Genomic DNA, 14,960 nt, shown 5'->3' on the forward strand with positions numbered 1-14,960 from the left:
TCGTGATGACGGATACCCCTTCGGGGCCGGTGAGACCGACGCTAATGTGGCCGACGCATCACGCGAGGGAGTCCGCGGCCGACCCGTTGTGGGAATCCACAAACAGGTGCTCTCTGGCCGCGCTGCGCAGGTGTTTCTTGTCGAGTTTGCCCACACTGGTGCGCGGCAGGGACTCGACGATCTCGATGCGTTCGGGTAGCCACCACCGCGGGACGATCTCGGCCAGAGCGTCCAGCACACCGGCAGGATCGAGAGCGTGCCCGGGCTCGGCAGCCACGAAAGCCAAGGGACGTTCCTGCCAGCGTTCGTGCGGAATCGCGACCACTGCCGCCTCCGAGACGTGGGGAATCGTCACCAGGGCCTGTTCGAGCGCGAGCGAGCTGATCCATTCACCACCGCTCTTGATCAGGTCTTTCGCTCGATCGACAATGGTCAGGTAACCCCTGGCATCGATGGTGGCGATGTCGCCGGTGCGCAGCCAGCCGTCGACGAATGCCTCGGGGTGCTCGTCGCGGAAGTAACGTTCGGCAACCCATGGGCCGCGCATGAGCAGTTCCCCCCTGTCCACGCCGTTGTGTGGAACCACCGCACCGGCGTCGTCGATCAACTTCCACTGCAGGCCGGGCAGTAGGCGGCCTTGCCGTCGGATGTAGTCGTATCGCTGCTGAGGATTGCCGTCGGCCGAACGCGGGGGGCGCGCAAAGGTTCCCATCGGGGACAACTCCGTCATACCCCACCCCTGGTACGCGGGAACCCCGAGGTCTTCTTCGATGCTGCGGATCAGCTCGGCAGTCGGAGTCGAACCGCCGAGGACGAGTGCGCGCAGACATGTCAGGTCGATGCCCGAGGTGAGGGCGTGACGGACCAGATCGACCGCGACCGTCGGGACCATGCCGGTGTACGTGACCTGCTCGTTCTCCAGGATTGCCGCGATATGCGGCACTTTCGGATGAGGTCCGGGAAGTACTTGGTTGGCGCCGGTCATCAGCGCGGCGAACGGAATACCCCAAGCATTGGCGTGGAACATCGGCACTACGTGGCAGACGGTGTCGCGTTCACCGATTGCGTGCCCGTCGACGAGGCATGCTGTGAAGGTATGCAGATACAGGGCCCGGTGCGAATACCCGACCCCTTTCGGTGAGCTGGTTGTGCCGGAGGTGTAACACAAAGCGGCGAGATCGTTCTCGTCGCGAGCCACAGCTTCGGCGAGTGGTTGGGCGGCGGCGATCAGCGCGTCCTGGAAGGGCAGAGAGGGATCTTCGCCGTCGGTGGTGATGACCGGCATGTGGGGCCGCCGCGCACGCGCCGTGTCGAGCAATGGAAGCAGCGATGTGTCGGCGAAGACGATTCGATCGTCGGCGTGGTCGACGATGTATGCGATCTCGTCGGGTTCGAGCCGCAGATTGACGGTGTGCAATACCGCGCCCGCCAACGGCACTGCCATGTACAGCTCGAGGTGACGGTGGTGGTTCCACGCGAGGGTTGCGATGCGGTCTCCTGGGCGGACACCGAGATCTACCAATGCCGCTGCGAGTCGTAACACCCTGTCGGCGTATTCGCCGTATGTGTACTCGGAAGCCTTCTCGCCGTCTTGGTATTGAGTTACCAGCTTGTCGGAGAACAGATCTCGTGCCCTGTACAGGAAGTCTGTGATGATGAGCGGGTTGGTGATACCGGTAGCAGACTCCGAGGTCATGCGGAAACCTCCTGTCGGGTGGCAGCAATTGCGGCGCGGACCTGTGGGATCACTTTCGAGGTGAGCAGTTCGATGCGGGCCGAGCCGCTGTCGACGGGTTCGCCGGGCAATTGCGCCCAGAAATGCACGTCTTTGATCTGGGGGCGCGAAGCCAGCAAGGTCGTGAGTTCGGTGACCGCGGTGTCGACATCCCACAGGGTGAACGCTCCACCGTCGAGGAGATCCTGTGGTGTCGCAAACGTGGGGACGGACTCAGACGGGCCGAAGGCGCCCATCTCGATGTATCCGTTGATCTGGTACAGGGCGTGTTGCCCGATCCGTGCCCATTCACGTTCGGGGTCGTCGGCCACCACTGCCCATTGACCTGCATAGATTCGTCCATCTTCCCGCGACCGGCCGACTCGCTCGAGCGCATCGAGATACATGCTGTGATGGGCATTCTGCGTGCTGAGGTAGCCGTCGGCAATTCGCGCGGCCCGCTCGATGGCGGGTTCGGCCATCGCGCCTACCAGAAGGCGCGGGACGGACTCGGGTTGTGGAGTGACCGGAAGAGCGGGGAAATCGTATCGTTTGCCGTGGAACTCGGTGGGTTCTGTCGACCATGCTCGACGGATCAGTTCGATGCCCTCTTCGAGGAGGCTGGGCCGGTTGCGGAGGGAGCGGCCGAAAGCCTCGAATTCGGGTCTCCAATAGCCTTGCCCCACACCAAGATCGAATCTGCCATTGGTGAGCAACGAGAGTGTCGCGGCGTCCTCGGCGAGCCGGATCGGGTTGTGCAGTGGAGACACGATGAGGTTGGTGCCTATTCGGAGCGATTCGGTGCGGGCACCGATCGCGGCGGCCAGCACGAACGGCGACGGGGTGTACCCGTCCTCCATGAAGTGGTGTTCGGTCAGCCACACCGACTCGATCCCACAACTTTCCGCCCAGCGGATCTGTTCGAGACTCTGCCGATAGAAGTCGGTGAAGGTGCGTGGCCATCGAGCCGGGTTGCGAAAGTCGTACCACAGTCCGAAGGTGCAGTGTTGATCGTCCACGGTGTATCTCCTCGATCTCGATCGCATCGGTTATGCCGTGGATCACACAATGTCGTGCCCGCCTCGGCCGGTGAAGGGGTCGGGGCGGGCACGTTTGTCGGCGGGTCCAATCGTCGTCAGAAGTTGCCCTTCGCCGCCCAGCCGCCATCGACCGGGTAGATCTCTCCCGTGAGGAAGCTGCCCTCACGCATGAGGTACGCGACCATCGATGCGATCTCCAGAGGTTCGCCCAGGCGCCGCACGATGTGGGCGTTCGCGTTGGCCTGCTTCATCTCGTCGGTGATGTCGGCGAGGATCGGGGTGTCGATCGTGCCGGGGCAGATGGCGTTGATCAGGATATTCTTCTCTCCGTACTCGTACGCGGCCTGCTTCGTCAGCGAGACCACTCCACCCTTCGCCGCGGAGTAGGAAGCCAGATTGGGTAGACCACGCAGAGCCGCCATCGACGCGATGTTCACGATTCGGCCGCCACCACGCTCGATCATGTTCGGGATCACCGCTTGCATGCCCAGCCAGACGCCTTTGAGATCGGTGCCGATGACATGTTCCCAGGCCTCTTCCGTGAGGCCGACGACGCTGTCCTCACTGATCATGTTCACTACGCCGGCCACGTTGGCGAGCAGGTCGATACGGCCGTGCCGCCCGATGACCTCGTGCACGGTCTCGGCCCAGTTGCTCTTCAGCCGCACATCCAGGTGATGAGCCTCGGCTTTACCTCCCATCTCGAGGATCGAGTTGACGGTGCCGGCTGCGTCCTGGATGTCCGCGGCGATTACGGTGGCACCTTCTGAGGCGAGCCTCTGCGCTGTGGCCTCGCCGATGCCTTGTGCAGCACCGGTGACAATTGCGATCTTTCCGTTCAACGACATCGAGTTCTCATTTCTCACGGGGGATGTGCGGGTGGGATCGGAGCCGAGACAAGGGCTCCTCGCGAGACGGAATCTGTTGGGCACGCGGTGTTCCGGTATCTCCGCCGCGTCGGTGGCGGCCGGTCCACATCCTGCGTGGTGCACACGATACGAAGTCGGTGCGGTCCTCGGAACACGCTTCGTATCAGTGGTTGGAGGAGAGTACAAACGACGTCAGGGGATCACCGAGATCCACGAACCGTTGTCCGGCGCTGACCGCAGTGCGTGAGCACATTCGTGGTTGCGCCGAGATCACCGTCGAGCGCACGATGCCTGTTGGTGCGGATTCGGTGCGGTGGATGGCGGGAGTCAGGTGGCGATCAGAGCTCGTCATTACTTCGAACGTGTCCTGGGGGACAGGGAGGCCCCAGGATGAAACCGACGATGAGAGAACTCATTGGTAGGAGCGTCGTCGTTCGACCCGGATGTCGGGGAAACCGGGTCGAACTCGAAGGCTATCGCCGAGCTGAGGGTTTTTCCTGTCGAGGAAGGATGAAACGGGGGATGAGTACAACCCGCCGTTTTCGGAGAGTCCGTTGCCGGAGCTTCAGCGGCACGCGTGAGATTCTTACGTTCGACCGCGTGGATTGGTGCTCAGTCCGCGTTGTCTGTTGGCGGCGTGACGGAGCTGCAGGATCCGAAGGCCACCGGCGATGCCGACGATTGCGGCTCCGCCGATCGCAGCGAACAGCAGCGCCACTCCCAGCGGCAGCGAGAAGTCCCACCCGAACAGTTCGAGAGTGATGCTGTCGAGGTTCTGCAGGATGAACACCAAGAGCAACAGCAGGATGACCACCCCGGCGATCAGCGCGGCCCAGAGTGCGCCGGTGCGGGTGCCCTTGATGCCTTTACCTCGGGCGACATCGTGATGCAGGTCGCTGCGCGCGTCCGGATCGGGCGTCTTGCCCGATGAGGGGACGGGGCCGCTGCTGTGCCGTGGTGATGGTGAGACGTCAGGGTTCGGATCGTCTGAGTCCGAGCCTCTCGAGGTGGTTGACATGTGTAAGGGGGTACCCACACTTCGTTCCGACTATTCCACTCCCGATTCGGCCGAACTCGATGTCCTCCGTGTAGGGATCGGCAAGCATCCCCATCACACGCAGCAGATCGCGAATCCACCTTCCGCGCAGGCCGCACGCTTACAGTGGCGCCGGGTGCATTGGCGTGCGAGGCCCACGCTATCCGACAGAGACGGCCTGCGGTAACGGCCGGCGGGCGCGAGGCGATCAATTGCTGTGACCGACCTCGACATCCTCGTACTCCTCACGACTCTCTGGGGGGCACTCTCGATGTTCCGCGCAGGGCCATGTTGCCGCTATTGCGAGACACCACTCGATCCCGACGCGAGTATCTTCTGCTCGGCACGCTGCGAGGGCGAGTTCGCCGACTCGAACTTCGTGTGAAACAGACCGACTCATGAAAGCGCTGACTGTCGCTCTGCATCCATGACCGTAACGACGATGTAGGCGTCACGTGAACAAGGGAATGGCACCACTGGCCTCGCGTGCCGGGTACGTGAGAGTCACGCGACCACGACGGCCGTCCTTGCTTTGCATGTGGTGTTGATCGCGTGAATGACGCGTACAGCACCGACCCACACAAGAGCACTGCCGAACACATGTAACACCACAAGCAGCTCAGGAAGGTTGGTGAGGCTCTGAACTGAGCCGATCAGTCCTTGCCCAATGAAAACCACAATGTAGGCCGCAATCATCTTCCGTTCTCTTCCAAGCTTTTCCGCACCCAGCGCGCGGTACAACAGCAGCGCCGACATGAGGGCGAAACCTGCCACGAGCGCGTGAACGACTGTTATGCCGACCCAGCTGACCGGCATCCGGTACACATCGCTCGAGTCGCCTGCATGTGGGCCCGACCCGGTGACTACCGTTCCCAGCACCAGAAGCGCGGCATTGGCAGCGGCGAACACCTTCACCAGGTGAGATAGACGCGAGTTCGTCACTGGCCGTGGAGAATCAAGGGCGACATTGTGGACCAAGTCGCGAGTAACGGCAGTTGCGGTGAGGAGAAGTACCGCGGCCAGGAAATGCGCCGCAACGATGTACGGGTTCAGATCCGTGAGGACGCTGACGCCTCCGACGACAGCGTTGAGAACAACAAGCCAGAACTGACCCCACGCCCACCTGACAACACGTGGATCGGAGTGTCGCTGTAGACGTGCAGCGATAATGACCCATCCGACTGCAGCGGTGAGCACCCATGTCAGCATCCGGTTGGTGAACTCGATTACGCCGTGGATGCCCATCTCAGCGGTGGGTGCAACCGAACCACCTGCGCAGGTCGGCCAGTCCGGGCATCCCAGTCCCGATCCCGTCACCCGGACAATTCCGCCCTCCGAGAACAACCAAAAGGCTCATGACCAGGGCAGCAGTACTCGCCCACCGAAGCGAACGGGGAGACAGCGTATATCGCTGCGCCAACCACGCCAGCGGGGTTGCGGGTCTCGGGGAAGTCCGGGTGTCCATGCTCGGAACATTAACCGGGGCGCGTTGTTATCGTTCAGCCCGCCGCCGCATTCGGCCGACGGCTCCATCGCAATTTTCGATCGTAGCGATCAATCGGATCGGTTGGATTATTCGACAGCGGTTGCGCAGACTGAAAGTCGCATACGTGGAAGGTGAGATGCCGACCTGTCCGGATCACAGTCGACTGAAACAGGAGATCGCATGAAACTGACCATCTTCGGCGCGACCGGCGGCACCGGGCGTCTCCTCGTCGGGCAGGCTTTGGATGCCGGGCACCATGTCACTGCCGTTGTTCGCGACCCCTCTCGGTTGACGATCGACCATCCGGCGCTGGACACCGTCGTCGCCGACGTGTTCGACAGCAGTTCCCTCGAGTCGACGCTCGACGGTCGCGATGCCGCACTGTCGGCGCTTGGCCCGCACGGCCGCAAAGACACCAGCGACATCTGTTCGGCCGCGATCGGCGCCATTCTCGACGCGATGGAGGCGACCCGGGTCCGCCGGGTGGTTGCGCTGAGCGCCCAACCCGTCTTTCTCGACGCGGAAGAGTCAGTGTGGTCCCGGCTGACCGTTCGGCCGCTCGTCCGGGTGATCTTCCGAAACGTCTACGCCGACCTCGAAAAGATGGAGGCGCGGCTGACACGGAGTGAATCCGACTGGACCATCCTGAGGCCCCCGTACCTCACCGACAAACCCGGAACCGGTAGTTACCGCGCGGCTGTCGATGCCAACGTTCCCGGCAGCATCGCCCGTGCCGATCTCGCTCGGGCGATGCTCGATGTTCTGGACGACGCGAGCACGATCAAGCATGCGGTCGGGGTTGCCGGACCACGAAAATAACTACGGAACGCGTGCTCGTCTGTGGGACGTTATTTCGTGGCCCAGTTCGCCGCGAGGAATCGCATCAACTCTGCGGTCACCGCTTCGGCCGCGTCCTGACTCACGAGGTGGCCGGCGTCCGGCACCACCAGTTCGCTCACACCTTCGTGACGTGCCCACGCGGGCATTGCGGACGCGATGTTCCCGGTGCGGTCTTCTGCTCCGCGAATCAGACAGAGCGGCACCGGCGTCCGATACGAGGGGTCCGGGTCGACGAGCGTCGTCGTCGCCCGCCAGATCTCCAGGAAATCGCGCTTCGTCACCTGTGAGAATGCCCGCTCGGCGTCCTGGCGTGCGGCCTCGGTTGTTGCCGAGGCCGCGGCCATGATGCGTGGGAACTTTGCCGCCGGGATGAGGGCGAGTCCGGGGGCGGCCAGACGAAGCATCTGCTTCTCCACCCATTTCAACGGACCGGTGTTCCACGTCGAATCCAACACGGCCAAGCCAGAATACGCGTGCGGGGAGCGCCTGATCAACGCCTGGGCGAGGTTGCCGCCCAACGAATGACCAACAAGAACGGGCCGCTCGAGCGCAAGCGCTGCGGTGAGGGATTCGACGTCGTCCATCAGTTGCTCGGCCGTGATCGCGAGACTGCTGGGGCGGGACTGTCCATGGCCTCGCATGTCCAGCAGCACCACTCTGCGGCCATCAGTGTGCACGGCCTCTGCCTGCTCGATGAACATCACATGATCCGCCCCCGCACCGTGCAGGAAGACCACGGCGGGCTCGGCACCACCGGAATCGCGGTAACTGAGGAAGCAACCCGGAACACTCAGGTGACGAGCAGAATTCAGCATCCTTCGAATCTAGCAAGTATGTGCGTATCGAGAATTGGTACGTCGAACGGGGCTTCGCGCAGGTGTGCGCGCGACCAGGGGAATGAGCGGATCGATTACCTCCGAGATAATCGACTTCCCTCGCGGCCGTCGCCGACGATGGACCCAATGCAGCGCGAACGCTGCGCCGTCGAAACGAAAGGTCCTGCAGTGCATACTCCGGTCGATCTCTACCTCGAAACCTGGAACGCAACCGATGACGCGACCCGTGAACGCCTACTCGCCGATCACTGGTCCGAAGCCGCCACCTACACCGACCCGATGGTCGATGTTTCCGGCCGCGACGACATCAGTGCCACGATCGCAGCGGTGCAGGCCCAGTTCCCGAGCTATGTGTTCTCGCTCGTCGGCGAAGCCGACGCGCACCATCGCCAGACGCGATTCCAGTGGGGCCTCGGTCCCGCGCACGCCGAACCGGTTGTGATCGGATTCGACGTGCTCGTCAGCGACGAGAGCGGCCGCATTCGGAGTGTCCATGGCTTCCTCGACAAGGTGCCTGCGTGAGGTCTTCGACCGTCACGGCCGTCGTAGCTCGACCCAGATCTGCGCCAGTGCCCGTGAGATCTCCTCGTTCCGGATGACTCCGTCGTCGTCGACGTCGTCCCGCCCCACCGGTGCGGCGATGCATGCCGTCGGGATCAGTTGTGCTCCAACGTAACCGAGGACGGTTTCAAGGGTGCTCACGGCGCCGTGCCCGCGACCCGGTGCGGCGACGTTGATCCACGCCACCGGTTTGTCGGTCATGTCGGTGCCGCCGACGGTCCAGTCCAGGAGGTTCTTGAAGCTGCCGGGCAGGGTGCCGGCGTATTCGGGTGTGCAGAACAGGACTGCGTCGGCGGCTCGGATGAGTTGCCTGAGGGTGGATACTTCGTCGGGGAGTGGATCGTGGTCGTCGTCGGGGTTGAATGCCGGAAGTGCCGACAACCCTCGGTAGATCGTTGTGGTCGCTGTGGGTGGAGCCGAGTCGGCGACCGACGCGAGGGCGGCAGCATTGGTCGAGTGCGCCCTCGTGCTCCCGGATACCAGCAGTAGGTTCACACGATCGATGCTCCCACGGATGCTGCATCGCTCGTTCCCTGCGGTGGCACGCAGGTTTCCACGCCGGTTTGTGTCGAAAACATGCCGGATGCTCGCACATACAGTCCAGCAGGCGTCCACGGTCGTCACAGTGCCAGGAACAGCTCCCGCTCTGCCCGCTCCCGGCGCCGGAGCTCCGCCCTTCGGTAGTAGCTGAGAACAGGTTTCGAGCATGATGGGGCCTGGCTCTGAGGAATCCTGATCCTGCACTGACGTCAAGGGAGATGAGGGCGTCGCAGTAGACGGACAGCTGATCTCCCGTCTTGCTCATTCGGACACGGCCTGCGCTACCGGCTCATCGTTGCCCGGTAGTTCAGCGGTGATTCGCCCACGTGCTTCTTGAACGCGGTGCTGAACGAGCTCGCCGATCGGTAGCCCGCTGCGCGCGCCAGGGTCTCGACCGAGGTGTCGCTGGAACGCAGCGCGCGCTGGGCGACGAACATCCGCCAGTCGTGCAGGTACGCGCGTGGCGGGATGCCTGCTGCCTTGCGGAATCGCTCTGCGAAGGTCGTCCTGGACATCGAAGCGATGTGAGCAAGCTCCTCGAGTCGCCATGCCCTCTCAGGACGAGAGTGCATGGCGGTGAGGGCGGGGCGCAACGTCTCGTCGGTGCTCGCGGCGAGCCATCCCGCAGGCAGGTCCGCATCTGCAGACAGCCAGCGAATGATCTCGAGCACGAGCAGCTGGGCATGCTGCCGAACTGCGAACTCAGCGCCGGGACGACGATCGACGAGCTCATCGAAGATCCGTCGCACGTGCCCGTGCAGGAATCGCCCTGCCTCATCTTCTGCTCGCGCGTGTAGCAGCGGCGGAAGCGTTCTGAGCAGGAACTCGCGGCCGACCGGGTCGAAGTCGATGCGACCACCGATCAAGGCGTCGACGTCCCCGGCGAGAGGCTCGCTCGGCAACGCCGCGGCGATATCGGGTGGCTCGACATCGCGAGGTTCATCATCACCCTGCCCGCCTTCGATCTTCAACCAGCTCCTGCCATTGAGCACCGCGACGTCCCCAGAGCCCAGCTCGACGACTTCCGGGACCCCGTCGACTTGGAGGCGCGCGCTCCCATGGACAACGGCGATGAACTTGAGGTCGTTATCGATCGTGCTGGCCGTGCGCCAGCGCCCCTCGACCACCGACCCGCCGGACACCGCACTGCGCACCTCGACGAAATCGAGGATTTCGGACAGGTGATCACCGCGTTCCATATCCGTACTCTAGAGCAAAAAAGACGGACTATTGATTATTCACAGTCCGCTCCTCGGGTGCGAGTCTTGTATCAACCACGACGACCAACGCCACAAGATCACCGAATCGCACCCCAGAAAGAAGGCACTTCATGAACTCCAACCTGATCGCACTCGTCACCGGCGGGAACAAGGGCATCGGCCGAGAGATCGCAGCCCAGCTTGCGCGGCTCGGACACACCGTCATCATCGGCGCGCGGACTCAGCAACGCGGCGAGGAGGCGGCTGCACAGCTCCGTGACGAAGGCGGCGACGTCACAGCGGTCGTCCTCGACGTCACCGACCAGGCGTCGGTTGAGGCAGCAGCTGAAGCAGTCGAGGAGCGGTACGGCCGACTGGATGCTCTGGTCAACAATGCAGGCATCAGCAACCAGCCGGGAGCAGACTTCGCCGGCCAGCTTCCCCGTTCCGCAGACGTCGACCACGTCCGCTACGTCTTCGAGACCAACGTCTTCGGAGTCATCACCGTCACCAGCGCCTTCCTTCCACTCCTGCGAGCGTCGAAGACTCCCCGCATCGTGAACGTGTCCAGCAGTGCCGGCTCTCTATCCGCGATCTCGGACTTCGCCAATCCGGACCCGATAGCGGTCGGCTACGTGCCCTCGAAGACGGCACTGACATCGGTCACCATGATGTATGCCCGGGACCTGCACCCGGAGGGGATCCTCGTCAACGCCGTCTGCCCCGGCTTCATCGCCACCGACCTGAACAACCACCACGGAACCGGCACTCCTCGGGACGGGGCACGCCAGGCTGTCGCAATGACCATCATCGACACCGACGGCCCCACCGGAACCTTCACCGACGTCAACGGTCCCGTCGCCTGGTAATCACTACTCGCCCGAACCGCAGCTCTCCTCGCCCTGGCGCGCCAAACCGGTCAATCGATGGACAGGGTGAATCCAAGGCGCGAATTCCGACATGTCTTCCGGCACATCACTTCGGATATCGAACGCAGAACGGGTGTCCTGACGGGCTGGCATACACACGCGAGCCGCCTCGGTCGGGGGCGACGTGATCGTCCGTCGGCCGGAGCCGTCGACCACCGGCGTCGAGAACGGTCTTGTCTGCGGCAACGGCGTCATCCGTGGTGAGGTCGAAGTGGATTTGCTGGGATGCTCCGTCGGGCCACTTCGGCGTGACATGCTGCGGCGCATGCTGGATCACGATCATGGGGAATCCGTCAGTTTGCAGGAAGTGATGTGTTTCCGTCCTGGCGATCGAGCCTCCTAACAAGCTGTGCCAGAACGAGCTCTCGCTCTCCAAGTCGCCGGCGTCCACGACCAGTGACGTCAGGCGAAAGTTCATGGTGTTGCTAATCGTCATCGTTGCACTCCATCAGTAAGGTGAACCCGACTCCGGAAACGATACACATAAACGGAGTCGGGCTCACCTTACGGAGGATCAACTTGTCGTCACCACGCCCGTTGCGCGCCGATGCCCGCCGCAACCGCGAAGCGCTCCTCACTGCTGCGCGAGAAGCGCTCCTTGCCGAGGACAACGTCCATGTCGACGAGATCGCGCGTCGGGCAGGCGTGTCCATCGGCACGCTGTATCGACATTTCGACACACGTGAGGTCCTCGTCGCGGAGGTATACCGCCACGAAGTCGAAGAGCTCTGCGCGACCCCGGCTCGGCTTCTCGATCAGCACGCCCCGGATGAAGCCCTCCGCATCTTCCTGCTGCTGCTCGTGGAGCATGCGGCCGTAGGCAGGGGGATGGGTGAAGTCCTCGAGAGCATCATGGCGACCGACTCACCCGTCTACAACGACACCCGAGATGAAATGGCGTGCGCCCTGGACGAACTGATCAATGCAGGTGCAGCGGCCGGGCTGATCCGCACAGGCATCAGCGGACGCATCGTCCTGCGCGCCCTCGGCGGTATCTGCGGGATACGCACGGAAGGGTGGAGAGGCGATGCGGAGTGCATTGCCATGATTCTGTACGACGGGTTGCGGAATGCGACTGCAGAGCGGCCTGATGGGCAATAGATATCTGGCGTCGAGTAGTGAGCCATCGGGCGTCGCACCACCCTGCAGGCGGGAGGGAATTTTAGGTGCGGTGGCCGGAGCTGCCAGTAACTGAGTGTCCTGGCAGAGGGTATCGGGACGTGTTTGCTGCGGCGGATGGGTGCCTCTCGTTGGCTGCGATCAGCAGGTCGAAGGGCTATAGAGACGCGTTACGGGGTGGGGTGAATCGTAGGGTGATGCATGTATCGATCGGTAACAATCATCCGATTCGGCCGATACGCGAGGTATGCACTGGATCGTCTGGCTGCTCATCGCATGGCTCGCGCTGTCGGTCGTCGCTGCCCTGGTGTTCGGACGTGTGATTGCCGCACGGGACCGCCGCGAGAAGCCGCCCCCACTCGAGGACGACTCCTCCGACGAAACATGGAGAGACGCCGGATGAACCTTCGGTGCGTGGACGCGGGGTCAGAACGTGAGCACCGACATCGATCTGCCGTAACCTCAGCCATCTGATTCGGATGCCCGAATACGGACTACCCAGGCGTTCGCGAGGTCCGGCCGGTTCGGCACCGGCATGAGTACGCAGATGCGCGGCTGGATCGCTGGCATCGCTGTGCGATCATCCAGCAGATCATCCTTCCAGCGTTTCGAGCCGTGTTGCTCGAAGCACCAAGTTCATTGCCGGAATGAAGCAGAGCGAATCTGTCACGCCCACTACGTTCTTGCGCCGGGATACCCGATCGCGATGACACCGGCGCCCGAGAAAGCACGTTTACGGACCGGGGCCGAGCAACTTATTCGACCAACGGTATGACCTCGGCGGTGAACCGCTCGAGCTGCTCCAATCCGGCTTTGAGGGACAGCTGGGGCGAGATTTCCTTACGGGTGCTGCCCGACAACGCACGAACTCGCAGCGCTATGTGAGTGACCCCGGCATCGGTGAATGCAAGGATCCGCTCGGCAACCTGTTCGGGGCTGCCGACGAGGTGGATCCCGCCGTAGTCCTGTTCGGGCCCGATCTGATCGCGGAGGTCGAGTTCACACAGGGTGGTGAAGAGCCGAGGTCCTGACTGGCGCCCGTGGGTCTCGGCGTACCTTTCGATCTGTGCGATCGCCTCGCTTGCGGCCGCGGGGCTCAGGTTCGTGCCGTGGAAGCCGTCGCCGTGGGTCGCGACACGGTGCAGGCCCCGCGCGCTGCTCCCTGCAAGCAGGATCGGGATTCCGGTCGCGGGGCGTGGCTCGAAGTGGAGCGGTCCGAAGGAATAGAACTCGCCGGTGAACCCGCGCGACGGATCGTTCCAGCAGGTGCGCAGGATATCGATGAACTCGGCCGTGGCCGAGCCGCGACGATGGAAGCGATCGCCGGCGCCGAGCGCGCGGAACTCGTTCTCTTGCCAGCCGGTACCGATGCCGGCAAGGACCCGGCCGGGGGCGAGCAGATCGAGGGATGCCCAAGACTTGGCGACGACCACCGGATTGCGGTTGGCGAGCACCAGGACCGAGGTGCCGAGTTCGATCCGATCTGTCGATCCGGCCACCAGCGCCAGCGCGACGAGCGGATCGACTGCGGGGGTGTCGAAGGCGACGGGGAATCGGCGGTCAGGGTGATCGTGCTCGGTGGTCGGGGTGAAGACCACGTGGTCGCTGGCCCAGACCGCGGTGAAGCCGAGCCGCTCGGCAGTCGTCCCCGTGATCAGGATCGATTCTCGGGAGGCGAGTGGACTGAGGTTGGGTAGCTTGATCCCGAAGGTGATTGCACTTGCTGTCACGGTGTAACCAGTCCGCTGATTTCGTCGAGGCGGGCAGAGGTTTCGACGTTGTCGGTGGGTACGTACTCCGCAGGACGTGAGATTCCAGAGGTTACCGATTCGATGACGGGAACCGCGAGATCGCCGACGGCGATCGCCTGTCCGGCATCGGAAAGGAGAAACTCGACGAACAGTCGCGCCGCGTTCGGGTTGGGGGCGGTGTTGCTGATCGAGGCGAGCATGGCGAAGCCGGTGGTCCTGTCGGGAATGACGACTTCGACGGGGGCACCGGCTTTCTGCACGGTTGACACGGTGCTGAGCGGAGCGGGTACGAAGGCCCCGACTTCACCGGCCGCGACTTGCTGGATGGCGTTGCTCACCGAATCTCCCATGGCGTAGTTCTGGACTCGCTGCAGGTCGGTGAAGTAGTCCTCGCCGAAGGAGTTGAGCCAGAAGTTGTAGACGCCTGCGGTGGCGACGCTGTTCTGCGGTGCCGCGACCAGCAGGCCGCGTTCGAGGGCGCTGCCGGTGGTCAGGTCTTCCCACGAGGCAGGGGGAGCGCCTTTGATCAGATCGGTGTTGTAGGCGATACCCCAGGGCTGTTCGAGGACCGGCACGTAATACTCGGTCTGCTCGGCGGTATCGACCAGCTCCAGGTTGGGAATCTGCGCCGGGTCCAGCGGTGCCAGCCAGCCGTTCTCTGCCGAGTCCTCAGCGAAGACCGGATCAGGTTGCCAGAGTAAGTCGGCTCCCAACGACGCTGCCTCGGATTCGGCGGCGAATCGGGCGTTGAGGTCGGCGCTGGCCTGACGGACCACCTGGACCGTGATGGAGTATTCGTCCTCGAACGCGTCGGCCAGGCCCTGGGTGAGTTCGGCGTTGTACGCGCTGTAGACGACGACGTTGCCTTCCTCCTGTGCGGCCGCGACGACCGCGTCGAACGAGTCCATTGCCTGACTGGGGCCGTCGACGCCGTTCTCGCCGCACGCAGCGAGCAGAAGGGCAATGGTGCTGAGGGCGCCGAAGATGCGGAGTCGGCGTCGGATCGGTGACGACATCGGGTGTGTACCTCTCTGGGGTGT

At 63.3% G+C, this 14,960-nt stretch carries 16 protein-coding genes; 5 read left to right on the top strand and 11 right to left on the bottom strand.

Going from position 1 to position 14,960, the window contains the following annotated elements:
- Positions 1–58: 58 nt before the first annotated feature.
- The 5 genes from ACZ46K_RS10485 to ACZ46K_RS10505 all read right to left on the bottom strand — a co-directional run bounded on the left by ACZ46K_RS10485 (position 59) and on the right by ACZ46K_RS10505 (position 5,976).
- Positions 59–1,696 carry a long-chain-fatty-acid--CoA ligase gene (locus ACZ46K_RS10485; RefSeq protein WP_464748083.1) on the bottom strand — a complete coding sequence of 546 codons (1,638 nt, stop codon included), beginning with the start codon at positions 1,694–1,696 and terminating at the stop codon, positions 59–61.
- Complete coding sequence (locus ACZ46K_RS10490; protein ID WP_464748085.1) at positions 1,693–2,733, bottom strand: LLM class flavin-dependent oxidoreductase; 1,041 nt, start codon at positions 2,731–2,733, stop codon at positions 1,693–1,695. Before ACZ46K_RS10490 ends, ACZ46K_RS10485 begins: the two co-directional genes overlap by 4 nt.
- A gap of 116 nt (positions 2,734–2,849) precedes the next feature.
- Positions 2,850–3,602, bottom strand: a complete 753-nt coding sequence (locus tag ACZ46K_RS10495; RefSeq protein ID WP_054804804.1) for an SDR family NAD(P)-dependent oxidoreductase — start codon at positions 3,600–3,602, stop codon at positions 2,850–2,852.
- Between the two features lie 607 nt (positions 3,603–4,209).
- Positions 4,210–4,641, bottom strand: a complete 432-nt coding sequence (locus ACZ46K_RS10500; protein ID WP_054804760.1) for a lipopolysaccharide assembly protein LapA domain-containing protein — start codon at positions 4,639–4,641, stop codon at positions 4,210–4,212.
- Positions 4,642–5,163: 522 nt separating this feature from the next.
- Complete coding sequence (locus ACZ46K_RS10505) at positions 5,164–5,976, bottom strand: COX15/CtaA family protein (RefSeq protein ID WP_464748088.1); 813 nt, start codon at positions 5,974–5,976, stop codon at positions 5,164–5,166.
- 349 nt (positions 5,977–6,325) lie between these two features.
- Here ACZ46K_RS10505 and ACZ46K_RS10510 point away from each other — a divergent pair, with 349 nt between their 5' ends.
- Positions 6,326–6,964, top strand: a complete 639-nt coding sequence (locus tag ACZ46K_RS10510; protein ID WP_464748090.1) for an NAD(P)-dependent oxidoreductase — start codon at positions 6,326–6,328, stop codon at positions 6,962–6,964.
- Between the two features lie 29 nt (positions 6,965–6,993).
- On the opposite strand, the gene ACZ46K_RS10515 is transcribed toward ACZ46K_RS10510, so the two are convergent.
- Positions 6,994–7,800 carry an alpha/beta fold hydrolase gene (locus ACZ46K_RS10515; protein ID WP_464748092.1) on the bottom strand — a complete coding sequence of 269 codons (807 nt, stop codon included), beginning with the start codon at positions 7,798–7,800 and terminating at the stop codon, positions 6,994–6,996.
- 189 nt (positions 7,801–7,989) lie between these two features.
- On the opposite strand from ACZ46K_RS10515, the gene ACZ46K_RS10520 reads away from it, so the two are divergent.
- Complete coding sequence (locus ACZ46K_RS10520; RefSeq protein ID WP_464748094.1) at positions 7,990–8,343, top strand: nuclear transport factor 2 family protein; 354 nt, start codon at positions 7,990–7,992, stop codon at positions 8,341–8,343.
- 12 nt (positions 8,344–8,355) lie between these two features.
- On the opposite strand, the gene ACZ46K_RS10525 is transcribed toward ACZ46K_RS10520, so the two are convergent.
- The gene (locus tag ACZ46K_RS10525; protein WP_464748096.1) at positions 8,356–8,877 is read right to left on the bottom strand and encodes an NADPH-dependent FMN reductase; all 522 of its coding nucleotides are present in this window, start codon (positions 8,875–8,877) and stop codon (positions 8,356–8,358) included.
- Positions 8,878–9,203: 326 nt separating this feature from the next.
- On the bottom strand, positions 9,204–10,121 hold the full coding sequence (locus ACZ46K_RS10530; protein ID WP_054809491.1) for an AraC family transcriptional regulator: 918 nt from the start codon (positions 10,119–10,121) through the stop codon (positions 9,204–9,206).
- Between the two features lie 131 nt (positions 10,122–10,252).
- On the opposite strand from ACZ46K_RS10530, the gene ACZ46K_RS10535 reads away from it, so the two are divergent.
- Complete coding sequence (locus ACZ46K_RS10535; protein WP_054804763.1) at positions 10,253–10,990, top strand: SDR family NAD(P)-dependent oxidoreductase; 738 nt, start codon at positions 10,253–10,255, stop codon at positions 10,988–10,990.
- Between the two features lie 106 nt (positions 10,991–11,096).
- On the opposite strand, the gene ACZ46K_RS10540 is transcribed toward ACZ46K_RS10535, so the two are convergent.
- Positions 11,097–11,486, bottom strand: coding sequence for a VOC family protein (locus tag ACZ46K_RS10540; protein ID WP_464748098.1), 390 nt, complete (start codon positions 11,484–11,486; stop codon positions 11,097–11,099).
- An 83-nt stretch (positions 11,487–11,569) separates the two neighbouring features.
- Between ACZ46K_RS10540 and ACZ46K_RS10545 the strand changes: the two genes are divergently transcribed.
- Together ACZ46K_RS10545 and ACZ46K_RS10550 are read left to right on the top strand one after the other, a co-directional pair.
- Positions 11,570–12,151: a TetR/AcrR family transcriptional regulator gene (locus ACZ46K_RS10545; protein WP_464748099.1), complete on the top strand. Its 582-nt coding sequence runs from the start codon at positions 11,570–11,572 to the stop codon at positions 12,149–12,151.
- A gap of 265 nt (positions 12,152–12,416) precedes the next feature.
- Positions 12,417–12,572: a hypothetical protein gene (locus ACZ46K_RS10550; protein WP_464748101.1), complete on the top strand. Its 156-nt coding sequence runs from the start codon at positions 12,417–12,419 to the stop codon at positions 12,570–12,572.
- Between the two features lie 352 nt (positions 12,573–12,924).
- Here ACZ46K_RS10550 and ACZ46K_RS10555 read toward each other — a convergent pair whose 3' ends face one another.
- Positions 12,925–13,899: a TIGR03619 family F420-dependent LLM class oxidoreductase gene (locus ACZ46K_RS10555; protein WP_464748102.1), complete on the bottom strand. Its 975-nt coding sequence runs from the start codon at positions 13,897–13,899 to the stop codon at positions 12,925–12,927.
- Positions 13,896–14,936: an ABC transporter substrate-binding protein gene (locus ACZ46K_RS10560; RefSeq protein ID WP_464748104.1), complete on the bottom strand. Its 1,041-nt coding sequence runs from the start codon at positions 14,934–14,936 to the stop codon at positions 13,896–13,898. Before ACZ46K_RS10560 ends, ACZ46K_RS10555 begins: the two co-directional genes overlap by 4 nt.
- Positions 14,937–14,960: the final 24 nt, after the last annotated feature.

The sequence above is a fragment of the Rhodococcus sp. JCM 9793 genome (assembly GCF_055380405.1).